General features: G+C 67.4%; 20 protein-coding genes. 10 read left to right on the forward strand and 10 right to left on the reverse strand.

Annotation, left to right across the window (positions count from 1 at the left end; translation table 11 throughout):
- Positions 1-8 precede the first annotated feature (8 nt).
- Positions 9-818: an IclR family transcriptional regulator gene (locus tag C8C99_RS12345; protein WP_108625903.1), complete on the reverse strand. Its 810-nt coding sequence runs from the start codon at positions 816-818 to the stop codon at positions 9-11.
- Between the two features lie 142 nt (positions 819-960).
- Between C8C99_RS12345 and C8C99_RS12350 the strand changes: the two genes are divergently transcribed.
- From C8C99_RS12350 to C8C99_RS12365, 4 genes are all read left to right on the forward strand, one after another.
- A complete protein-coding gene (locus C8C99_RS12350; RefSeq protein ID WP_108625904.1) occupies positions 961-1,920 on the forward strand; it encodes an MBL fold metallo-hydrolase in 960 nt (319 codons plus the stop codon).
- 27 nt (positions 1,921-1,947) lie between these two features.
- On the forward strand, positions 1,948-3,594 hold the full coding sequence (locus C8C99_RS12355) for an FAD-dependent oxidoreductase (RefSeq protein ID WP_108625905.1): 1,647 nt from the start codon (positions 1,948-1,950) through the stop codon (positions 3,592-3,594).
- 26 nt (positions 3,595-3,620) lie between these two features.
- Positions 3,621-3,878 carry a DUF2783 domain-containing protein gene (locus C8C99_RS12360; RefSeq protein WP_108625906.1) on the forward strand — a complete coding sequence of 86 codons (258 nt, stop codon included), beginning with the start codon at positions 3,621-3,623 and terminating at the stop codon, positions 3,876-3,878.
- A 98-nt stretch (positions 3,879-3,976) separates the two neighbouring features.
- Positions 3,977-4,945, forward strand: coding sequence for a tripartite tricarboxylate transporter substrate binding protein (locus C8C99_RS12365; RefSeq protein ID WP_056648130.1), 969 nt, complete (start codon positions 3,977-3,979; stop codon positions 4,943-4,945).
- Between the two features lie 64 nt (positions 4,946-5,009).
- On the opposite strand, the gene C8C99_RS12370 is transcribed toward C8C99_RS12365, so the two are convergent.
- Genes C8C99_RS12370 through C8C99_RS12375 form a run of 3 tightly spaced genes read right to left on the reverse strand, consistent with a single transcriptional unit; the run spans position 5,010 to position 6,727 of the window.
- A complete protein-coding gene (locus C8C99_RS12370; protein WP_108625907.1) occupies positions 5,010-5,561 on the reverse strand; it encodes a DUF2062 domain-containing protein in 552 nt (183 codons plus the stop codon).
- A complete protein-coding gene (locus C8C99_RS24035; RefSeq protein ID WP_199226391.1) occupies positions 5,558-5,716 on the reverse strand; it encodes a hypothetical protein in 159 nt (52 codons plus the stop codon). The genes C8C99_RS12370 and C8C99_RS24035 overlap by 4 nt, the downstream gene beginning before the upstream one ends.
- 27 nt (positions 5,717-5,743) lie before the next feature.
- Entirely contained in the window at positions 5,744-6,727 is a 984-nt protein-coding gene (locus C8C99_RS12375) for a TerC family protein (RefSeq protein ID WP_060987433.1), read from the reverse strand.
- A gap of 162 nt (positions 6,728-6,889) precedes the next feature.
- On the opposite strand from C8C99_RS12375, the gene C8C99_RS12380 reads away from it, so the two are divergent.
- The gene (locus C8C99_RS12380) at positions 6,890-7,792 is read left to right on the forward strand and encodes a LysR family transcriptional regulator (protein ID WP_108625908.1); all 903 of its coding nucleotides are present in this window, start codon (positions 6,890-6,892) and stop codon (positions 7,790-7,792) included.
- A 79-nt stretch (positions 7,793-7,871) separates the two neighbouring features.
- Here the strand turns inward: C8C99_RS12380 and C8C99_RS12385 are convergent, their stop codons facing one another.
- The 4 genes from C8C99_RS12385 to C8C99_RS12400 all read right to left on the reverse strand — a co-directional run bounded on the left by C8C99_RS12385 (position 7,872) and on the right by C8C99_RS12400 (position 12,126).
- Positions 7,872-8,600 (reverse strand): alpha/beta hydrolase, encoded by a 729-nt coding sequence (locus C8C99_RS12385; protein WP_108625909.1) that lies wholly within the window; start codon positions 8,598-8,600, stop codon positions 7,872-7,874.
- Between the two features lie 188 nt (positions 8,601-8,788).
- The gene (locus C8C99_RS12390) at positions 8,789-9,760 is read right to left on the reverse strand and encodes a helix-turn-helix domain-containing protein (RefSeq protein ID WP_108625910.1); all 972 of its coding nucleotides are present in this window, start codon (positions 9,758-9,760) and stop codon (positions 8,789-8,791) included.
- A gap of 84 nt (positions 9,761-9,844) precedes the next feature.
- On the reverse strand, positions 9,845-11,173 hold the full coding sequence (locus C8C99_RS12395; protein WP_108625911.1) for a sulfatase: 1,329 nt from the start codon (positions 11,171-11,173) through the stop codon (positions 9,845-9,847).
- Positions 11,170-12,126, reverse strand: a complete 957-nt coding sequence (locus C8C99_RS12400) for a Bug family tripartite tricarboxylate transporter substrate binding protein (RefSeq protein WP_108625912.1) — start codon at positions 12,124-12,126, stop codon at positions 11,170-11,172. The genes C8C99_RS12395 and C8C99_RS12400 overlap by 4 nt, the downstream gene beginning before the upstream one ends.
- Positions 12,127-12,244: 118 nt before the next feature.
- Between C8C99_RS12400 and C8C99_RS12405 the strand changes: the two genes are divergently transcribed.
- The 4 genes from C8C99_RS12405 (at position 12,245) to priA (ending at position 18,789) form a co-directional block, all read left to right on the forward strand.
- Positions 12,245-12,790, forward strand: coding sequence for a MarR family winged helix-turn-helix transcriptional regulator (locus C8C99_RS12405; protein WP_056648103.1), 546 nt, complete (start codon positions 12,245-12,247; stop codon positions 12,788-12,790).
- Positions 12,791-12,925: 135 nt separating this feature from the next.
- The gene (locus tag C8C99_RS12410; protein WP_108625913.1) at positions 12,926-14,506 is read left to right on the forward strand and encodes an MFS transporter; all 1,581 of its coding nucleotides are present in this window, start codon (positions 12,926-12,928) and stop codon (positions 14,504-14,506) included.
- 152 nt (positions 14,507-14,658) lie between these two features.
- Positions 14,659-15,771, forward strand: coding sequence for a uroporphyrinogen decarboxylase (hemE, locus tag C8C99_RS12415; protein WP_108625914.1), 1,113 nt, complete (start codon positions 14,659-14,661; stop codon positions 15,769-15,771).
- Positions 15,772-16,656: 885 nt separating this feature from the next.
- Positions 16,657-18,789 (forward strand): primosomal protein N', encoded by a 2,133-nt coding sequence (gene priA / locus C8C99_RS12420; RefSeq protein WP_056648386.1) that lies wholly within the window; start codon positions 16,657-16,659, stop codon positions 18,787-18,789.
- A gap of 92 nt (positions 18,790-18,881) precedes the next feature.
- Here the strand turns inward: priA and C8C99_RS12425 are convergent, their stop codons facing one another.
- Entirely contained in the window at positions 18,882-20,843 is a 1,962-nt protein-coding gene (locus tag C8C99_RS12425) for a gamma-glutamyltransferase family protein (RefSeq protein WP_108625915.1), read from the reverse strand.
- A gap of 335 nt (positions 20,844-21,178) precedes the next feature.
- Here C8C99_RS12425 and C8C99_RS12430 point away from each other — a divergent pair, with 335 nt between their 5' ends.
- Positions 21,179-21,460, forward strand: a complete 282-nt coding sequence (locus tag C8C99_RS12430; protein ID WP_108625916.1) for a cupin domain-containing protein — start codon at positions 21,179-21,181, stop codon at positions 21,458-21,460.
- Between the two features lie 28 nt (positions 21,461-21,488).
- On the opposite strand, the gene C8C99_RS12435 is transcribed toward C8C99_RS12430, so the two are convergent.
- Complete coding sequence (locus tag C8C99_RS12435) at positions 21,489-22,442, reverse strand: AEC family transporter (protein ID WP_056648088.1); 954 nt, start codon at positions 22,440-22,442, stop codon at positions 21,489-21,491.
- Positions 22,443-22,485 lie beyond the last annotated feature (43 nt).

A 22,485-nucleotide genomic window follows, 5' to 3' on the forward strand; every position in this document is an offset into this window, starting at 1 on the left:
CCAACGGCCTACACGGGGCCGACCGGCGCCCCCAAGCGCTGCGACAAACTCCGCGCCGCTTCCCGCAGATGCTGCGCCGCCGGGCTCGCAGGCCCCGTCTGCAGCGTGGCACTCGGCCCGATCACGGCGATGCACAGCACCAGCTGCCCGAACCCGTCGAACACCGGCGTGGCCAGCGCGCTGATGCCGGGCAGGAGCTGGTCGGTCACCTCGCTGATCTGGTGCTGGCGCACGGCCTCCAGTTCGGCCGCAAATGCGGGCTCATCCAGCGCGCCTGCAAACCCTTCGGCGGCCAGCGCGGCGGCAGCGCGCTCGCGCGGGCCGAACGCCGCAAACACCTTGCCCGTGGCCGTGTGCCGCACCGAGGCCGTGGTGCCGTGGCGCATGGCCACATACACGGCGGTGGGCCCCTCTTCCACCCGAATGATGGTGGGGCCGTTGTCGCCCCAGACCGAGGCCGACACGGTGTAGCCGATGCGCTGGGCCAGCGCGGGCAGCTCGGCAATGGCCAGGCGCACCGGGTCCACCTGCTGCAGGCTGATCAGGCCCAGTTGCATGGCCAAGGGGCCCAGGCCGTAGTGGCCGCTCACAGCGTCCTGCTCGATGAGGCCCAGCTTGCCAAAGCTCACCAGGTAGGGGTGGGCCTTGGCGGCCGTCATGTCCGCCGCGCGGGCCAGGTCCTTGAGCGCCATGCGCCGGCCGGTGCGCGCCAGCACCTTCAGCAGCTGGCCGCCCACCTCCACGCTCTGGATGCCGCGCGGGCTGCGGGGCGTGTCTTCGTCGTCGGCGGGGGGCAGGTCGGGGATCGTGGTGGGCATGGGGCGATTGTCCACGCAGCGCAGCATCCACACGCCCTTCGGGTTTACACCTAAACAAATGCGTTAGACATAAACAAATTTCTTGCCTAACATCAACATATTCCGTTTAGATAAACGCATTCACTATTAACAAACAATCACCATGAGCACCGTCAAAACCTTTGCCTCCGCCGCCGACCTCGAAGTGAAGAAGGTGAGCTTCGACAAGCTCTCCGACCACGCCTATGCCTACACGGCCGAGGGCGACCCCAACACCGGCATCATCATTGGCGACGACGCGGTGATGGTCATCGACACCCAGGCCACGCCCGTGATGGCGCAGGACGTGATCCGCCGCATCCGCGAGGTGACGGACAAGCCCATCAAGTACGTGCTGCTGAGCCACTACCACGCCGTGCGCGTGCTCGGTGCCAGCGCTTACGGCGCCGAGCACATCATTGCCAGCGAAGACACGCGCGATTTGATCGTGGAGCGCGGCCAGTTCGACAAGGACAGCGAGATCGGCCGCTTTCCGCGCCTGTTCCAGAACGTGGAGAGCGTGCCCGACGGCCTGACCTGGCCGACCATGACCTTCAACCAAAAGATGACGCTGTGGCTGGGCAAGCTGGAGGTGCAGATCCTGCAACTGGGCCGGGGCCACACCAAGGGCGACACGGTGGCCTGGCTGCCGCAAGAAAAGATCCTCTTCAGCGGCGACCTGGTGGAGTTCGACGCCACGCCGTATGCGGGCGATGCGTACTTCCAGGACTGGCCCCAGACGCTGGACAACATTGCTGCCCTGAAGCCCGAAAAGCTCGTGCCCGGCCGGGGCGCCGCGCTGCAGACGCCCGAGCAGGTGCAGGCCGGCCTGGCGGGCACGCGCGCCTTCATCAGCGACCTGTACGACAGCGTGAAGGCCAGTGCGGCCAAAGGCGAAGACCTGCGCAAGGTGTACGAGGCCACGTTTGCCAAGCTGCAGCCCAAGTACGGCCACTGGGTCATCTTCAACCACTGCATGCCGTTTGACGTGACCCGTGCCTACGACGAGGCCACGCAGTACCCGGACCCACGCATCTGGACGGCCGAGCGCGACGTGCAGATGTGGAAATCGCTGGAAGGCTGAACCGCCGAGGTTGGAGGAGACGCAACAATGAACCCCAGAGACATTCCCCCCGAGGCCTTCCACGCCAGCGGTGCCGAGGTGCAGGCCATCGATTTTGGTTATGTGCGCTCGCCCGATCAGGACCGCGCCATGCCTGCGCAGCACCCCATCGTGGTCATTGGCGCGGGCCCTGTGGGCCTGTCGCTCGCGATTGACCTGGCGCAGCGCGGGCAGCGTGTGGTGGTGCTGGACAACGACCACAAGCTCTCCATCGGCTCGCGTGCCATCTGTTTTGCCAAGCGCACGCTCGAAATCTGGGACCGCCTGGGCGTGGGCCAGCGCATGGTGGACAAGGGCGTGTCGTGGAACCTGGGCAAGGTGTTTTTGAAGGAAGAGCAGCTGTATGAATTCAACCTGCTGCCCGAGGAGGGCCACGAGCGCCCCGCCTTCATCAACCTGCAGCAGTACTACGCCGAGGCCTACCTGGTGGAGCGTGCGCTGCAGTTGCCGGGTATCGACATCCGCTGGCACAACAAGGTCACTGCCGTGGCCGCGCGGGACAACGGTGCACTGCTGAGCGTTGAGACACCGGATGGCGCGTACCAGATCGATGCGCAGTGGCTGGTGGCCTGCGACGGTTCACGCTCACCCACGCGGCAGATGCTGGGGCTCGAAAGCAAGGGCCGCATCTTCCAGGACCGGTTCCTGATCGCCGATGTCAAGCTGCAGGGCGACGCGGACTTCCCCACCGAGCGCTGGTTCTGGTTTGACCCGCCCTTCCACCCCCACCAGAGCGTGCTGCTGCACCGCCAGCCCGACAACGTGTGGCGCATCGACTTCCAGCTGGGCTGGGACGCCGACCCCGAGGAAGAAAAGAAGCCCGAGAACATCATCCCGCGCGTGCAAGCGCTGCTGGGCGCGGAGGCGCAGTTTGAGCTGGACTGGGCGAGCGTCTACACCTTTGCCTGTCTGCGCATGGACCAGTTCGTGCACGGCCGCGTCATCTTTGCGGGTGACAGCGCGCATGGGGTGTCGCCCTTTGGTGCACGCGGTGCCAACAGCGGCGTGCAGGACGCCGAGAACCTGGCCTGGAAGCTGGACTGGGTGCTCCAGGGCCGCGCCAGTCCCGCGCTGGTAGCCACCTATGGGCCAGAGCGCGAATACGCCGCCGACGAGAACCTGTGCAACTCCACCCGCGCCACCGACTTCATCACGCCCAAGAGCGAGGTGAGCCGCCTGTTCCGCGACGCCGCGCTGCACCTGGCGCGTGAACATGCGTTTGCAAGGCGCATCGTCAACAGCGGGCGTCTGTCGGTGCCCGCGACGCTGCATGCATCGCCATTGAACACGCCCGACACCGATGCGTTTGCGGGCACGCAGGTGCCCGGCGCCGTGCTGCTGGATGCGCCCTTGACGAAGCAAGGCCAGCCCACCTGGCTGCTGCGCGAGCTGGGACCGGACTTCACGCTGCTGGTGTTTGGCCCGGCCCCTGCGTGGGCCCGTGACCTGCCCGGTGTGACGGTACTGCAGATCGGCATCGACGTGATCGACCACCAGGCGCTGGCCGCCCAGCGGCTGGATGCGCTGCCGCGCACCGTGTACCTGGTGCGGCCCGACCAGCATGTGTGCGCACGCTGGCGCACACCCACCGAAGCGGCCGTGCGGAGCGCACTGGCGCGTGCCGCAGCCGCCTGACGAGGATGACGACAAGGAACATGCCCATGCTCAACACCCAACCGAATCTGCTGGCCTGCGACGATTTTTATGAAGCGCTGATTGCGGCGCATCAGGGCCTGTCCACGCCCGAGAGCCACGCCATGAACGCACGCCTGGTGCTGCTGCTGGCCAACCACATCGGCGACCAGGCCACGCTGCAGCACGCGCTGCAACTGGCGCGCGGCAGTGTCGTGCCCACGGCCGACCGGCGCACCACCCCGGCCATCACGCCGGTGGTGCCCACCCACGCGGTGGCGGCCTAGCCACCCCCATCCCTTCCACCCCCACCGCCCCAGCACCGCGCAGACGGTGCAGGGCCCGACTCGCCTTGAACCTTGACCACCACGGAGACAACACCACCATGCAGCGCAAACATTTCCTCGCCACCCTCGCGGGTCTGGCCCTGGCCACCACCCTGCCCCTGGCCCACGCCCAGGACTCCAAGCCGCTCGAATGGGTGGTGGGCTACGCCGCAGGCGGCGGCTCGGACATCGTGGCGCGCACCATTGCCGAGTCGATGTCGGCCACGCTGGGCCGCACCATCATCATCAACAACAAGCCTGGCGCGGGCACCAACATTGCCGCCGAGTACAGCGCACGCAACAAGGACTACGGCAACCTGATGTTCTCGGCCGACTTCGCCACGCTGGCGGCCAACCCGTTTTTGTTCAGCAAGCTGAGCTACAACGCCGAAAAAGACTTCCAGCCCGTGGGCCTGCTGGTGCGCTTTCCGATGTTCCTGGTGGTGTCCAACAGCGTACCCGCCAAGAACCTCAAGGAGTTCATGGCCTGGGCCAAGGGCATGCCCGATGGGGTGAACTGGGCATCGGCCGGCCCGGGCAGCCCGCACCACCTGGTGGGCGAGCTGTTTCGCGAGCAGAGCGGGCTCAAGCTCACGCACGTGCCGTATCGCGGCGCAGCCCCGGCCATTCAGGACGTGATTGGCGGCCAGGTGTCCGCGATGTGGATCGACAGCGCCACGGTGTACCCGTTCCTCGCGGGCAACAAGGTGCGCGCCATTGGCGTCGCCAGCCCGCAGCGCGTGGCGACCATGCCCGATGTGCCCACGATTTCCGAACAAGGCCTGCAGGGGTTTGAAGGCTTTGCGTGGCAAGGCCTGGTGGTGCCCACCGGCGCACCGGCCGATGTGGTGGCCAGCTTCAGCAAGGCACTGCAGACGGCCCTGGCCGACACGCGCACCAAGGCGCGCCTGCAGGCCCTGGGGGTGGAGCCCATGCCCGGCACCGCTGCCCAGATGGGCAGCTTTGCACGCACCGAGCGGGAGAAGTGGGGGCGCGTCATCACCAAGGTGGGCGTAAAACTCGACTAACCCCCCAAGCCGCTGCGCCCCGTCCCCCTGCGGGGGCGCCCACGGTGCGGGCCCAATACAAGGCTCAGCGGCTGCGCGCCAGCCTTCGCTTGCGGTGCAAGGCGGGCGCGAGCCACAGCAGCTGCACCGTCAGATAGCCCAGCACCGCCAGCAGCAGGCCCAGCGTGGGCAGCCCGATCAGCAGCGGCGTGCCCAGCGCCTGCATCCAGGTGCCCAGGGCCTGCACCGTGAACTCCCCGCCCGGCGCCACGCTGCTCCAGGCGGGCAGCGTCTGCGCGCCAGGCATCACCAGCGCCCCGAGGTAGAAGGCCATCACATACAGCGGCACGGTGGTGAGCGGGTTGGTATAGAAGGTGGCCACGCCCCCGGCCACCACGTTGCCGCGCAGCCAGGCGCATACCAGCAGCGTGCCCGGGATCTGCAGCGGCCCGGGGATCAGGCCGCAGAACATGCCTGCCGCCACCCCGCGCGCCAGCGGCTGGCGCTGAAAGCGGAACAGCGCGCGCTGCTCCAGCCAGGGCTGGAACTGCGCCAGCCAGCTGCGGTCCAGCAGCTGCCGGGCCCGGGGTTCCAGGGCCCGCAGCCAGCGGCGCAGGCGACACAGCGGCTGCATCATGCGACGAACGCTACTGCGGTGCCAGAGCCCCACAAGGCGGTCAGGCCCACCAGCAGGCGCACGTCGCGCGGCTCGTTCTCCGCGCGGTAGGCCATCGCGGTGGCCCCCACCAGGCCCAACAACATGCACAGCATCACCGATTCGATCAGATCCATGGTTCGGGTCTCCCGGTTCGGCAGCGATCAGGCCTTGGGGGGCAGTGCGGGTGGGGCGCCCTTGGCCGCCTCGCCCGAATTGCGCAGCGACAGGAAGATCGACCCGGCGATCAGCGTGGCCGTGACCAGCAAGGCATAGCCAATCGGAATCTTCACAAAGTCGATGAGCAACATCTTGCCGCCGATGAAGACCAGGACCAGCGCCAGGCCATAGGCCAGCAGATGGAAGCGGTCGGCCAGGTCTGCCAGCAGGAAGTACAGCGCACGCAGGCCCAGGATGGCAAAGATGTTGGCCGTGAGCACGATGAACGGGTCGCTCGTGATCGCGAAGATGGCCGGGATGCTGTCCACCGCAAAGATGATGTCGGTCGTGCCGATCAGGATCAGCACCACAAACAAGGGCGTGTAGTGCTTGACGCCGTTGATCATGGTGGAGAGCTTTTCGCCGTCGAACTGGTCGGTGATGCGGATGCGCTTTTTCAGGAACTTGAGCACCGGGTTGGTGGCGATGTCAGGCTCCTGCCCGGCGGCAAACCACATCTTCACGCCCGTGACGACCAGGAACGCACCGAACACATACAGCAGCCAGTGGAAGGTGGCCAGCAGCCACGCGCCTGCCAGGATGAGCAGCGTGCGCAGCACGATGGCGCCAATGATGCCGATGATGAGCGCGCGCTTCTGGTACTGCGGCGGCACGGCAAAGTAGCTGAACAGCATCAGGAAGACGAAGATGTTGTCCACCGACAGACTCTTCTCCACCAGGTAGCCGGTGATGAACTGCATGGACACCGTGTTGGCGACCTCGCGGCCCTGGCTGCTGTCCAGGTACCACCACAGAATGGCCACGAACACAAAGGCCAGCGAGAACCACAACAGGCTCCAGCGCGCGGCCTCGCCCATGGTGACCTTGTGCGCGCCCTGGCGCTCCATGACCAGCAGGTCCACGCCAATGGCGATGACCACGAAGACGGCAAATCCCGCCCACATCCACCACGTTCCGATTGTTTCCATCGAGTTTCTCCAAAGATGCCCTCACACGCCCAGACCAGCCGGGCGCCCAAGCCCCGCACTGTAGGGGCTGGTCTACTTCTTTAAAACCTGTGATAGCAGTAGTATTGGTTCGGTTTTTACGAACCAAACCCCTTCGCTCGACTTCTCCCCTCGGAAAACCCCATGAGCCAGAGCTTCAACTACCGCCATCTTTTCTACTTCTGGGTGGTGGCCAAGGAGGGCGGCATTGCCCGCGCCGCCGAGCGGCTGGACATGGCCGTGCAGACCATCAGCGCCCAGGTGCGCGAGCTGGAAAAGTCGCTGGGCGTGAGCCTGCTGCGCACCGAGGGCCGCAACCTGGTGCTGACCGACGCAGGCGTGGCCGCGCTGCACGAGGCCGACCACATCTTTGCACTGGGCGAGCTGCTGCCCGTGCGCGTGCGCGAGGCCGCCAGCGGCCAGACGCTGCGGCTGAACCTGGGCATCTCCGACGGCATTGCGAAGCTGGCCGTGCACCGGCTGCTGACGCCCGTGCTGGACGAGCCCCATCTGCGCCTGCTGTGCCACGAGGGCGAGTTCCAGCCCCTCTTGGGCGAGCTGGCGCTACACAAGCTGGACGCCGTACTGGCCGACCGCGCCGCGCCCCCCAACCCCGCCCTGCGCACCACCAGCCAGCTGCTGGGCACGAGCGCGATTGCCTGGTACGCGCCCCCGCTGTGGGCCGAGGCGGCGGCCAACAACTTCCCGCACAGCCTGGCCGTGGTGCCCGTGCTGCTGCCCACCGACCACGCCGCCATGCGCGCGCGCATCGACCACTGGCTGGAGCGCGAGCGCATCCGCCCGCACATTGCCGGTGAGTTTGAAGACAGCGCCCTCTTGAGCACCTTTGCCGCCACCGGCATGGGCGTGATGCCCGCACCGGTCTCGCTGGGCGAGCACCTGGCCCAGACCCACGGGCTGGTGCAGGTGGGCACCGCGCCCGACGTGCAGGAGCAGTTTCACCTGATCTACAGCGCGCGCAAGGTGATGCACCCGCTGCTCACGCGGCTGCTGGAGGCGGGTCAGGGTGGAACGCTACTGAATTAATAGCTGCTCGCGCATATTCATCTAGCGCTTGGGGCCAAAAACGCTCAAAAACCGCCGCATACCCCCTCCGCAAGGCCTGTCAGTCGCGCCCGGCCCGCTCGATGTGCAGCGCGGCCGACGCCGGGTCCGAAAAGCACAGCTCGTGGCTGCCCGGGCACTCCACCAGTCGGAACAGGCCCAGCCGTTCCGACAGGCGCGGGTGCCAGGGCAGGCTGTGGGGCAGCGCGGTGTCTTGCTGCGCATTCAGGTAGCTCTTGCCCACCTCCAGCGCGGCCAGCGGCAGGGGCAGTTGCGCAGGTTCGGTGAAGGTGCGGTAGGGGTGGGGGTTGAGCAGCGCGTAGGTGCTTTGCGCCAGGGCCTCGTCGGCATCGTTGATGAAAGCCTCGCGCCAGATGGGGTACGGCAGCATCACGGCATTGCCATTGCTGGCCGCCACCTGATCGAACAGCGCGCGGTAGTGCGGCGGCACCAGGTCGTTCAGGCATTCACCCGGCTGCGGCACAAAAGCGTTCCAGTACACCAGGCGGCGGATGCGCCCGGGCAAGCGTGCGGGCATGTGGCTGATGACCATGCCGCCGTAGCTGTGGCCCACCAGGCGCACATCGGTCAGGCCCTGGCCTTCAATGAAGGCCGCCAGCGAATCCACCGCGTCGGCGAGACCCGTGGCCGCGCGGTCGTCGCCGGGGTTGTTGCCCGCGAGCGTGGGGCAGTGCACCGTGTGGCCGCGCGCCCGCAGGTGCGTGGCGGTGGCTTCCATCTCGGCACCGGTGTGCCAGGCGCCATGAACCAGGACATAGGTATCCGGCATGTGTGTGTCTCCTTGGGGTTGTGTTGCAGGACCGGGCTATTCGCCCTGCCGCTACCTTAGGAACACCGGACGGGGCTGAATGGCCTGCGCGTGCCAGCCGGCTGTGCTGGGTGTGCCAAAAGCTCCACCGCCGTGCAGCACGGCAAGGCGAAGCAACAACGACACAGAGGATCGGGAGACGGAATCAATCAGCCGCCGCGCCGCCACTGCGCGGGCGACACACCCATTACGCGCTGAAAAGTGCGCGCGAAATGCGAAGGGTCGGCAAAGCCGCAGCGCCGCCCGATCTCGCCCACGGCCACATGGGCCAGCTGGGGGCGGCGCAGCAGCTCGGCCGCACGCGCCAAGCGCAGTTCGCGCAAGGTGCCCGCAAAGGTGTGGCCCTGGGCCGCAAACGCCCGATGCAGGGTGCGCAGCGACACGCCTGCCTCCTGCGCCAGCACTGAGGCCGAGAGGTCGGGCTGGTCGATGCGCGCCCGCAGCAGCGCGCACAGATGGGCATGCAGGCTGCCTGCCGCCGTAGGGGCGGATGGCTGGGGTGGCTCCAGCGCCGCGCACAGCAGCGCGCCCAGGTGGTCGGACAGCAACGCGGGCGGCAGGGCCTGCGCCGAGGCCGGGTCGCGCGCCAGCTGCACGGCCAGCGCCCCCAGGCTCTGGCCCCAGCCCTGGTCACGCCAGGCCACGCGCGGCCCGGGCGCCTCGGCCTGCTGCAGCCACTGCCCCACCCAGGCGCGCGGCAGCTGCAGCGACACACTGTGCACACCTTCAGGAAAGTGCAGTTCGTACGGCCGGGCCGAGTCCAGCAGCACCACATCGCCCGGCCGCAGGTGGGCCACATGGCCATCCTGGCGCACATGCCATGCGGTCTCGGCCTGGCCGATCAGGTAGAAGGGCAGCTGGCGGCTGCGCGCAATGCCAGCGGGCGTGCGAAACACGTCCTGGGTGGAGGCCCGCACGCGGTTGATGGACAGCGTCTCCACCGGCAGGCTTTGCAGCTCGCCGCCAAACAGCGGCGCCTCGCGGGAGCTGCAGTCCATCTCCAGAAACGCCTCGCAGATCGCACCCACCCAATAGTCCAGGCGTGCGGGCGGCGCCACCACGTCGGTGGTCCACTGGCGCAGAGCAGCGGGGGACGAAGGCGCGGGGGCGGCGGCGGGCATGGCGCCCAATCTACCGGCAAGGGTGCCGGGCGGGCAACAGGGCAAGCCCTGCCGTCCGCCCGCTAACTTGCATGCCCGCCGGGTTCAGCGCTGCGGCATGTCCTTGGCCGAGTACCCCAGGCTCACCGTGGCGTCGTCAGGAATGGCGGGCATCGAGGCGTTCCACGCCTCCCACGCGGCGCGCATGGCCTGCAGGCGGTCGGGCTCCACGGGCGCACGGTTGGCGCGCTCGCGTTCGTCGTCGGCCAGGTTGAACAGGTAGTCGTTGCCGTCCACCCGCAGGTACTTCCACACGCCCTGGCGCATGGCGCGCTGGCCCCGGTGGTTCATGCGCCAGAACAGCGGGGGCTCGTCGTGCAGGCTGGCATCGCGCAGCAGCGGCATCAGCGAGCGGCCGTCCAGCGGGTAGTCCGCATGCGCGGCGGCCCCGGCAGCGTCGAGCATGGTGGCCGACCAGTCCATGGTCATGCAGGTCTGCGCGCTCACGCCGCCCGGCGCAATCAGCGCAGGCCAGTGCGCGATCCAGGGCACGCGGATGCCGCCTTCGGTCAGGTCCATCTTGCCGCCCACCAGCGGCCAGTTGTCCGAGAAGCGCTCGCCACCGTTGTCGCTGGTGAACACCACCAGCGTATCGCGCGCCAGGCCCTTTGCCTCCAGCAGCGCCATGATGCGGCCAATGCCCTCGTCCATGTGGTGGATCATGCGGCGGTAGGTCTCGATGTTGCCGCCGTGCAGGTGGAACAGGTTCGTCTTCACCTCCTGCGCCAGCGCCTCGTCGTCGCGGGTCTCCCAGGGCCAGTGGGGCGCGGTGTAGTGCAGGCTCAGGAAGAACGGCGTACCGGCCTGTGCGCCGGGCGCCATGCGCTGCACATAGTCGAGCGCGTGGTCGGTGATGAGGTCGGTGAGGTAGCCGTCCTGCCGCTTTTCCTCCTCGCCCAGGTACAGGTCGTGGGCGCCATTGGAGCTGCAGTGGGTGAAGTAGTCCACCCCGCCCGACATGGGGCCGAAGAACTCCTCGTAGCCCGAGCGCAGCGGCCCAAACGCGGGCGGGTAGCCCAGGTGCCACTTGCCCATCAGCGCCGTGCGGTAGCCCGCTGCGCGCAGCAGCGACGGCAGCGTGGGGTGCTCGGGCGGCAGGCCCAGGGTGGTGCTGCCCCGGCTTTTGCTGTTGATGGGCTCCTCGGCCGCACCGCGCAGGCGGTACTGGTAGCGCGCCGTCATCAGCGCAAAACGTGTGGGCGAGCAGACGGGCGAATTGGAATAGCCCTGCGTGAGCTTGAGGCCGTTGGCCGCCAGCTGATCGAGCACCGGCGACACCGGGCCAAAGGCTGCATCGCGGCCGCCATAGCAGCCCAGGTCGGCATAGCCGAGGTCGTCGGCGACGATGAAGATGATGTTGGGGCGGGTGGTCATGGCTTGAAGCCCGAGCGCTGCACCACCGGCGCCCATTGTGCGCGGTAGGCCTTGAGCATGGCTTCGGTCTGCGCCATGGTCGCCACCACGGGCTCCATCTTGGCGGTTGCGAACTTGCGCTGGGTGTCAGGGTCTTTCATCACCTCATGGATCAGCCCGGCAAGGCGCTCGGCCTGCGCCTTGGGCATGGTCATGGGCGCAAAGAAGGTGTTCCAGCCGGTGGCGGCCAGGTCCATGCCGGCTTCCTTGAACGTAGGAATCTGGGGCGCCAGCGCGCTGCGCTTGGCGCTCGACACGGCCAGGATGCGGATCTTGCCGGCTTCGTGCTGGGGAAGCAGGGTGTCAAACGTATCGAACGCCACAGGCACCTGGCCGCCTAGCAGGTCGTTCAGCAGCGGCGCCGAGCCCCGGTAGCCCACCACCTCGGCGCGCACCTTGGCCGCGTCGCCCACCATCAGGCCAAAAAAGTGCGGCAGACTGCCGGTGGCGGGCACGCCGAAGTTGGCCTTGTCCGGGTTGGCCTTGAGCCAGGCCATGAGGTGCGGCAGCTCCTTGACCGGCACGGCACTGCCCACAGCCACGCCGAATTCGTAGCTGTTGACATGGCTCACGGGGCGGAAGTCGCGTTCGGGGTCGTAGCCCGCGTCAGGGAACACCAGAGGCGCCACCAGCATCACGGCGGGGTTGGCCAGCAGCAGCGTGGGCTGGTTGGCGGGCGCGGCTTTGACAGCCTGGGCCGACAGGCGGCCGCCCGCGCCGGTCTTGTTCTCCACGATCACAGGCGTGCCAAGCTTGCTGCCCAGCTTGTCGGCCACGATGCGGGCCACGCGGTCGGTCGCGCCGCCAGGGGCGTAGCCCACCACGATGCGCAGCGGGGTGTCCTGGGCATGCGCCAGGGTGGCACACAGAGCCAGCACGGCGGTCAGGGCAGAGGTGGCAAGGGGTTTCCACATGATCGGTTTCTCCAGCGTGGGCAGACGGTCCCGGCAGCGGGGCTGCCCGGATTGATGGGCGCAATGTATTGGCCACACAATCAATTGATCTAATCAATCATTGCCCGGAAATACCCTGATGCCTGCCCCGGCCCCCAACCCACCCGCAGCGCCTGGCCACCGGCTGGCCCACCCGCAGGCCGCCAACGACCTGCTGATGTACCGCCTCAACCGCCTGCTGGCAGTGGCGGGCAGCCTGGTGGTGCGACTGTGCGAAGGCGGCTATGGCATCACCCGCCGCGAGTGGGGGCTGATGATGATGCTGGCACAGCACCCCGGCATGCCCCCGGCCGAGTTGGCCCAACGCCTGGGGCTGGACCGGGCCCGCACCTCGCGCGCCATCACCTCGCTGCTGGCCAAGAAGCTCATCACCCGCGACGCCATGCCTGGCGACCGGCGCCAGGCCCAGTTGTCGCTCACGGCGGCGGGCCAGGCCGTGCACGACGAGCTGTTTCCTCAGGTCAAGGCGCTCAACCAGGAGCTGCTGGCCGGACTCGGCACCGAGGCGGTGGCAGGCCTGGACCAGGCCCTGGCCGACATGCAGCAGCGCGCCGAGGCACTGGTCGCTACCCGCACCGATGTGCCTCGCACCTACCGGCTGCGTGGTGGACGGCATGTGGATTGAGGGGGTTTGCAGAATGGAGTGGCCCCAAAACGGGGAACCGGCGATATCCTCAAACCCGCCCTGAGCCACCCGCCCACGGCACGCACGCGCTCCCCTTGTCCCACAACGACCCACGCACACCCTACGCCATCCCTCATGTCCCAGCACTCGACCTCTTTGTGGAGCCCCCTGCGCCAACCCGCGTTCCGGGGCCTGTGGATTTGTGGCGGCATCTTTTTTGTGGGCAGTGGCATGCAGACCATGGCAGCCGCCTGGCTCATGGTGGAGCTGACGGGCTCGTCCTTTCTGGCCGCGCTGGTGCAGACCGCTGTGTTCATGCCCATGTTCCTGCTGGCTCTGCCCGCCGGCGTGCTGGCCGACACCACCGACCGGCGGCGCCTGATCTCTGGCGCACTGCTGGCGCAGGCGGGGGCCAGTGCACTGCTCACGCTGCTGGTGCTGGGCGGCTGGGGCGGGTCGGCCTCGGTGCTGTTTTTGGTGTTCGTCTGCGGCTGCTGCACAGCGGTGCTCACACCCGCCTGGAACTCCTCAGTCATCGACCCGGTGCCGCGTGACGAATGGCCTCAGGCCATCACCGCCGTGAGCATTGCCTACAACGCCGCGCGCGCGGTGGGGCCCACGATGGCAGGGCTGGTGTTTGCGCAGCTGGGCGCGGGCTGGGTGTTTGCCGTCACGGTGACCACGACGCTGGTGATGTGGGAGTCGATCCGCCGCTGGCCGCCCAAAGCGCACCCGCCCTCCAAGCTGCCCGCCGAGCGGCTGTGGGGCGGCACGCTCAGCGGCCTGCGGTTTGCATGGCACTCGCGCATGATTCTGGCGCAGCTGGTGCGCGTGATGGCTTTCAGCGCAGCGGGCTCGGCCTTGTGGGCGTTGCTGCCCGTGATCGCCCAGCGGTTGGGCACAGGCGCCCAGGGCTTTGGCCTGCTCATGGGCTGCCTGGGCACGGGCGCCGTGGGCGTGGGTCTGGTGCTGGGGCGGCTGCGCGCACGCTTTGGCATGGAAGTCATCGTAGGCGTGGGCGGCGTCGTGTTTGGCATCGCCATGCTGGTGGCGGCACTCACCCACATTACCTGGGTGGTCTACATCGCCATGCTGTTTGCAGGCGCGGCCTGGATGTCGGCCATGTCCACCTTCAACACCGCCACGCAGGCCAGCGCGCCGCAGTGGGTGCGCTCACGCGCCGTGGCCATGCACATGGTGGCGGCGCTGGGTGCGTTTGCGATGGGCTCGGCGTTCTGGGGCGCTGCGTCGGACATCCTGGGCCTCACGCCCACGCTGTGTGTGGCCGCCGCGCTCATGGGCGTGGGCCTGCTGCTGGCCCGCCCCATGCCGCTGCGCATGGGTGCGCTGCACGAGGTGACCCAGGCCACGCCCTGGGATGAACTGTTCATCGAAGCCGAGCCCCTGCCCGAAGCAGGCCCCGTGGCCGTGGAGGTGGGCTACCGCATCGCCCCCGGCACCGACGCCGCCTTCCTCGACACCATCAGCCGCATGAAGGCCCCGCGCCGCCGTGACGGCGCCACCTTCTGGCGCGTGTACAAGGACCTGGGCGAGCCCTCGCGCTATGTGGAGCGCTTCATCGTCGAATCCTGGGCCGACTACCTGCACCAGCGCGCCCGCGCGACCATGGCCGACCAAGCCCTGGAGACCGAGGTGCGGACGTTTCTGGCGCCGGGCGAGGTGGTACGCATGTCGCACTACATCGCTGAAAGGTGACGCCTCCCTGAGCGGCTGCGCCGCTTTTCCCAAAGGGGATGCATCCGGCGGCCCGGCAAAGCCGGTTCCGCAGGCGCACCAACTTGATGCGCGTCAATTTCTACCGCCAGGTCGGGTGCCAAGGCTGGCAGTCGGCCTGCGACAATTGCGGAATGACCTTCGCCCCTCTTGCCAACGACACCTTCCTGCGCGCCTGCCGCCGCCAGGCCACTGACTACACGCCCCTGTGGCTGATGCGCCAGGCGGGGCGCTATCTGCCGGAGTACAAGGCCACACGCGCCCAGGCGGGCAGCTTCATGGGCCTGGCCACCAATGTGGATTACTCCACCGAAGTGACTCTGCAGCCGCTGGAGCGTTTCCCGCTCGACGCGGCCATCCTGTTCAGTGACATCCTCACCGTGCCCGACGCCATGGGCCTGGGCCTGTCGTTTGCCGAGGGCGAGGGCCCGCGCTTTGCCAAAGTGGTGCGCGACGAGGCTGCGGTGAATGAACTGGCCGTGCCCGACATGGACAAGCTGCGCTACGTGTTCGACGCCGTCACCAGCATCCGCAAGGCACTCAACGGCCGCGTACCGCTGATCGGCTTTTCGGGCAGCCCCTGGACGCTGGCCTGCTACATGGTCGAGGGCAAGGGCAGCGACGACTACCGCCTGGTCAAGACGCTGATGTACAGCCGCCCCGACCTGATGCACCGCATCCTGGCCGTGAATGCCGACAGCGTGGCCGCGTACCTCAACGCCCAGATCGACGCGGGCGCCCAGGCGGTGATGATTTTTGACAGCTGGGGCGGCGTGCTGGCCGATGGCGCGTTCCAGGAATTCAGCCTGGCGTACACCAAGCGTGTGCTGGCGCAACTCAAGCGCACCGGCGTGGATGGCACCGACGTGCCGCGCATTGTCTTCACCAAGGGCGGCGGTATCTGGCTGGAAGACATGAAAGACATCGACTGCGAGGTGCTGGGGCTGGACTGGACGGCCAACCTGGGCAAGGCGCGCACCATCGTGGGTGGCACGGCGGGCGGCCCCGGCAAGGCCTTGCAAGGCAATATCGACCCCAACGTGCTGTTTGCGCCCCCCGCGCAGATCATCACGCAGGTGCACGCCGTGCTCGACAGCTTCGGCACGCCGCACACCGACCGAACCACCACGGGTCCCACGCACATCTTCAACCTGGGCCACGGCATCAGCCAGTTCACGCCGCCAGAGCATGTGGCAGCCCTTGTGGAAGCAGTGCACAGCCACTCGCGCGCGCAGCGCCAGCGCTGATCGCAGGGACCAGACAGCGGTAAGAGCCCGCCATCCTCTCTGGCGGCATGCGCTCCCTTCCCAGGCCCGCCCTGGGTGCAAGCACACTCCGGCCCTGGCAGCCACCCGCCGCCCGCCCCCTCTCCCCACCATTGCCCCTGCCCGGTCATCATCCTCTGGCTTGCACCTGGGTAGGGCGCCACAGCGGCCCCTGCGACAATCCGAGAGCGTTTACCTCCGGCCGAGGCGGCGCGCCAGGCGCACTTATGCACAAAACTGGAGCATCCGCCCGCCCCTTTCGGCTTCAGACCGGGGCTCGCCAAATATCCTTGCCCAATCGCTAAGTGGTTGATTTGTATGAATTTAAAGCCCCTGCCTTTTTGATAGGCAATCCAGCCAAAGCACGGATTGACAAAGACTTGCGGGGCAAACCCAAGGGATATCAACAAAGTTATCCACAGGAATTCTGAATTTCTTACAAATACCCTGTCAAATCAATCACTTGCAGCCCATATCGAAGAAATGCATGAACATGAAACCACGCCACTAGCACAAAAAGGGGCTACCTGTCCTCTTGACGAAGTCCGGGTGTCCGACTTATGCACACAATTCGTGATGCAGCGCAACATAAAGCCGCCGGCACGGCATAGCACAAAAATCGGCGGCAAATTTCTTCAGATGATTGATTCATAACGATTTTTTTGGGGTGCCGTATTTCCGGGCAATCTGTTCGCAGCCAGTATTCATGCGGCTTGGACGGTGGTCCGGGCAGGATGTCAACAAAGTTATCCACAGAAATTCGGGATTACTCACACACCCACGGCAAATCAAGCACTTAGCCGCTAAACCTCCAGATCACATCCACAACCCGCACTAAGCCTTCTTCTTGTCTCATAGCTTGTGTCAATCCCTTTCGCCATCGTCCACGTTGCCCTGCAAACGCCTTCCCACAGTGGCGTCGGCGACCTGCTGAGCTACGCCAGTGAGCACCCGCTCCCTCCAGGTGCGTTGGTGCGTGTGCCCCTGGGCACACGCGAGGTGCTGGGCGTGGTGTGGGATGCCGACGAGGCCCCTGGCGAGCTGCCCGATGGCGCCACCCTGCGCCCCATTGCCGGCGTGCTGGAGGGTGTCCCCCCCCTGGATGCGCCGTGGCGCCGGCTGGTGGGGTTTGCGGCGCGCTACTACCAGCGCGCCTTGGGCGAGGTGGCGCTGGCCGCCCTGCCCCCCCAGTTACGCGACCTGCGCCCCGAGCAGTTGGCGCGGCGGCTGCGGCGCCCGGCCAGGGGCGCTGGAGACGCCTCATTTACTATCGAAAACATAGCACTCACCGCAGAACAGGAAAGCGCCAGAGCCCGAATTTCTGCAGAAAGAGGGCCCTTCCTGCTGTTTGGCAGCACGGGCAGCGGCAAGACCGAGGTGTATCTGCGCTGCGTGCAAGAGATGCTGGAGGCCGATCCCACCGCCCAGGCGCTGGTCATGGTGCCCGAGATCAACCTCACGCCCCAGCTGGAGGAGCGGTTTGCAGGCCGCTTTGCGCCGCGCTTTGGCCCCGGCGCCGTGGTGTCGCTGCACAGCGGCATGACGAACCCGCAACGCCTGGCCAGCTGGCTGGCCGCCCATGGCGGCAGCGCGCGCATCGTGCTGGGCACGCGCATGGCGGTGTTCGCCAGCCTGCCGGGGTTGAAGCTCATCGTGGTGGATGAGGAGCACGACCCCAGCTACAAGCAGCAAGAAGGCGCGCGCTACTCGGCCCGTGACCTGGCCATCTGGCGCGGGCGCGAGCAGGGCGCGAAGGTGGTCCTGGGCTCGGCCACGCCTTCGCTGGAGAGCTGGCACGCCAGCCGCCCGCCCACGGCCGAAGACCCCGAGGGCGGCCGCTACGTGCGCCTGCACATGCCCAGCCGCATCGGCGCCGGGGCCCTCGCCCGTGTGCGCCGGGTAGACATGAACCAGCAGCCCCGCCGCACCGTGTTCAGCGCGCCGCTGCTGCAGGCCATTACCGAACGCGTGGCGCGCGGCGAGCAGAGCATGATCCTGCTGAACCGCCGGGGCTACGCGCCCGTGCTGCACTGCGTGGACTGCGGCTGGAAGAGCGACTGTCCGCACTGCAGCGCGCACCAGGTGTTCCACAAGACCGACCGCACCCTGCGCTGCCACCACTGCGGCTACACGGTGCGCGTGCCGTTTCACTGCCCGACCTGCGGCAGCCCCGACATCCACCCCATGGGCAAGGGCACCGAGCAACTGGAGGAGCAGCTGGGCACCCTGTTGCGGGAGGTGCTGCGGCCCGACCGCACGCCCGCCCGCATCGCCCGCATCGACGCCGACACCACCAAAGCCAAGGGCGCACTGGAAGCCCAACTGGCACAGGTGCATTCGGGCGAAGTGGATGTGCTGGTGGGCACGCAGATGATTGCCAAGGGGCACGACTTTCGGCGGATCACGCTGGTGGCTGCGGTGCAGCCCGATGGCGCGCTGTTCAGCAGCGACTTCCGCGCCGCCGAACGACTGTTTGCCCTGCTGATGCAGGCGGCGGGCCGCGCCGGGCGCGACGCTGCCTACATGGCCGCCCAAGCGGTGCACGGCACGCAGCCCGAGATGTGGGTGCAGAGCTTTCACCCCCAGCACGCCGTGTTCGAGGCGCTGCGCAAGCACGACTACGAAGCCTTTGCCGCCCAGCAGCTCAAGGAGCGCGAAGAGGCCGCCATGCCCCCGTTCTCGTACCAGGCGCTGGTGCGGGCCGATGCGCGCACGCAGGAGGTGGCCCAGGGCTTTCTGACTGCAGCCACCGCCGCCGCCCACGCCGCGCAGTTGCCGGGTTTGCCCGATGGCACGGTGATCCTGTTCCCGCCCGTGCCGCTCACGATCCAGCGCGTTGCCAATGTGGAGCGCGCCCAGATGCTGATGGAAAGCAGCAGCCGCGCCACCCTCCAGCGCTTTCTGGCCGCGTGGCAGCCGATATTGCAAGCCACGCGCAGCCAGCCGGAGCACAAGGGGCTGATCCGCTGGCTGGTGGACGTGGACCCGCTGGCCATCTAAGTCCGACCGGCAGGCCCACGCAGCGGCCTCAATACACAACGGGGGCTGCGCTTTTCAACGCAGCCCCGTCTCGTCAGAGCGTGGTTCGCCGGTTACAGCGCGCCGTCACCCAGCACGATGCCTTCACGGCGGGGGTCCACCCCACCCTCCAGCCGGGTCTGGCCGTTGCGGTTGACCCGCATGATGGTAGACACGCCGCTCGACTGCGCGGCGTTGTTCACGGTGTGGCCCTTGGCCTTGAGGCCGTCGATCAGGCCGGTGAGGTCCAGCGCCGTGTTGGCACCATCCACGTTGGTGGTGGGGCTGTTGGTGGCGCCAAAGTTCACCAACGATGTGGCCTGCTGGGCATCGAGGTTCCAGTCCACCGCACCGACCACGGTCTTGAGCACGTACTGGATGATGGTGCCGCCGCCGGGCGAGCCCGTGGCCATCACGAAATCACCCGGCTCCGAGCCCTTGAACACCAGAGTGGGCGCCATGGTGCTGCGGGGGCGTTTGCCGGGCGCCACGCGGTTGGCAATGGGCACACCGGCGCCGTCAGCCGGCTGGGCCGAGAAGTCGGTGAGCTGGTTAGTCAGCAGAAAGCCGCCCACCATGTGGAACGAGCCCATGCTGGACTCGACCGTGGAGGTCATCGACACCACGTTGCCGTAGGCATCCACGATGGAGAAGTGCGTCGTGCCGCGCTCCACCGTCTTGTCCACGCCCAGAGGCACATCGCCCAGCGCCCCTGCCGAGGCCGTTCCCAGCGACTTGCCGTCCGGCTGAATCAGTGCCGCGCGCTGCTTGAGGTAGGCCTTGTCCAGCATGGTGGACACGCCCTTGCCGGGCAGGGGGATGAAGTCAGTGTCGGCCACGTACTTGTCGCGGTCGGCATAGGCCAGGCGCTCTGCCTCAGACACCAGGTGCACGCCCATCACGCTGGGTACGCCGCCTTCGTTGGTGGGGTTGGTGGGGCCGTATTTGGAAAGGTCGAAGTTCTCCAGAATGCCTAGCGCCTGCGCAATGGCGATACCGCCCGACGACGGTGGCGACATGGTGCAGACGTAGTAGCTTGCGCGGTAGGTGGTGCACACGGGCTCGCGTTTTTTGGCCTGGTAGTTCTTGAGGTCGGCCACCGTCATCAGGCTGGGGGTGATGGGCGTCTTGGCCGCATCGTCACCCACCGCCTGGGCTGCCTTGGCTACGATGGCTTCGGCCAGGGGGCCGGAGTACAGGGCATTGGCGCCGCCGCTGGCCAGCGTGCGCAGCGTCTGTGCATAGGGCAGGTTGGTCGTCACGGTGCCGGTGGCCTTGGGTGTGCCGTCGGCGTTGAAGAAGGCGGCGACCGCATTGGCGTCCAGCGCCAGGCTGGCAGCGTTGCCCTTGATGGCGTCGCCCATGCGGCCCGGAATGCGGTAGCCGTTGGTGGCCAGCTGGATGCCTTCGTCGAACAGCTTGTCCCAGCCCAGCTTGCCGTGTTCCTTGTGGGCCATGTCCAGCATGCGCATCACACCGGGCACGCCGATGGAGCGGCCGCTGCGCCGGGCGCTGGGCACGGGCGCGGCGGAAGAGGCATCGCCCTGGTCCTGGCGCACCAGGTAGTAGCCATTGGCGGCAGCAGGCGCGGTCTCGCGGCCGTCGTAAGCCACGACCTTCTTGGTGTTGGCGTCGTAATACATCATGAAGGCGCTGCCCGCCAGCGTGCTGGACTGCGGCTCCACCAGGCCCAGCACGGCCTGCACGGCCACGGCAGCGTCCACCGCCGTGCCGCCCGCCTTGAGCACGTCACAGCCGGCCTTGGTGGCCAGCGGGGTGTTGGCCACCACCATGTACTTGCTCGACTGCTTGGCCTTGTAGCCCAGGCGGTAGCCCGATGCCGCCTCGGGCGCTGCCGGGTCGCCCGCCACGCCAGAGCCCACCACCACGGCCGAGCCGGAGCTGGACACCACCGAGCAGCTCTGGGCATTGTTGTCCACGGCCAGGTCGTTGTCCGAGCCACTGCCGCAGCCCGAAAGCACCAGCGCAACGGCCACGGGCGTGAGTGCCCACAGCGCAATATTCCTCTTCCTCATAGTGAATCTCCTGTTGTTGTCCGTTCGTGGGCATGGATTGACCACGTGGCATCGTCGGCGCAAAAAGCATGCCGTGTCGAATGTTTTTTCGTATCGTTTTCTCAAGGCTGCCATCTAAGGAAGGCAACGACAGGCAGGCCAAGGCAGCGGCAACACAGCGGCACGGCCACATTGTCTGGACAACGCCGGCGCGCGAGCCCCGCATGAAAAATGAAGCAAATCCGGCTGTAGCGCTCGTACATCATGCGCTGGTAGCTATCATTTTTGAGAGTCCGAGCCCCCACCCTGGCTTTGAGCCCGCACCTACACTGCCCCGTACCGCAGCAGGAGACCCCATGACCCCCGAACAATTTGCAGACGAACTGGCCCGCGAGGGCTTTGAGCCCGCCGTCACCGTGACCCGCGAGGCCGGGGGCATGCTGGGCGATCACACGCACCCGTTCGAGGCCAAGGCGCTGATCCTGTCGGGCGATATCCGCATCGCCACGGCTACGTCAGAACGCGTGTACCAGGCGGGTGATGTCTTTCACCTAGCGGCCGAAGAGCCGCACTCGGAGTTCTACGGAATGCTGGGCGTGCAATACCTGGTGGGGCGCAAGACGCCTGCAGCGGCCTGAGCCCACCGCACCGCAGCAGCCTGGCGGCTCAGGTCAGCAGCGCGACGGCGGCAGAGAAGCTCAGAAACGCCAGCGCGGTGGACACCAGGATGATGCGCGCCACCCGCCCGTTGTTGGCGCCAAACTTCTCGGCCAGCAGCGACACGTTGCTGGCGCTGGGCAGCGCCGCCAGCAGCACCATCACCGTGAGCGCAAACGGCGTGAGCGGCACCCCCAGCGCCATGGCCGCGGTACCTGCGCCCCACACCAGCAGCGGGTGCACCAGCAACTTGGCCAGCGCCACCGGCACATAGTCCCGCGCGGGGACCTGCTCGTGCTGGTTCATCTGCGAGCGGGCCAGCACCGCGCCGATGGTGAACAACGCGACCGGCGAGGCCGCGTCGGCCAGCATGGCGATGGTCTTGTCCACCGGACCGGGCAGCTTGAACTGCAGCGCCGACGCCAGCGCGCCCAGCGCAATCGACCAGGGCATGGGGTTGGTGGCCATGCCCCTGAAGGCGTTCCTCAGCGCCACGCCCACGCCATGGGTGCCTGCGCCATCCAGGCGCGAGAGCGCAATGCACAGCGAGCTGGTGATGACCATGTCCACCACGATGGTGACGATGGCCGGGCCCGCGCTCTGCGCGCCCAAGAGGGCCACCAGCAGCGGCACGCCCATGAAGCCGGTGTTGGGGAAGGCCGCCACCAGCGCACCAAAGGCCGCGTCGTTCCAGCCGATGCGCGCGTTGCGCGTGAGCGCCACCGTGGCTCCCACCATGACCAGCGCGCACAGCAGATAGACGCCCGCCACGGCCGGGTCCAGCAGTTGCCCGATGGGCGTGCTGGCGCCAAAGCGGTACAGCATGCAGGGCAGCGCAAAGTACAGCACGAAGGCGTTGAGCCCCGGGATTGCCGGTTGCGGCAGCACGCCGCGCCGTGCGGCAAGGTAGCCGCAGAGCACCAGCGCAAAGAAGGGGAAGGTGATGAGCAGGACGGACAGCACAGCCCGATTGTCCTTGTTGCGCCTGCGGCCAGGGCCTGCAGCG

The organism is Acidovorax sp. 107, assembly GCF_003058055.1.
Classification (GTDB): Bacteria; Pseudomonadota; Gammaproteobacteria; order Burkholderiales; family Burkholderiaceae_C; genus Acidovorax.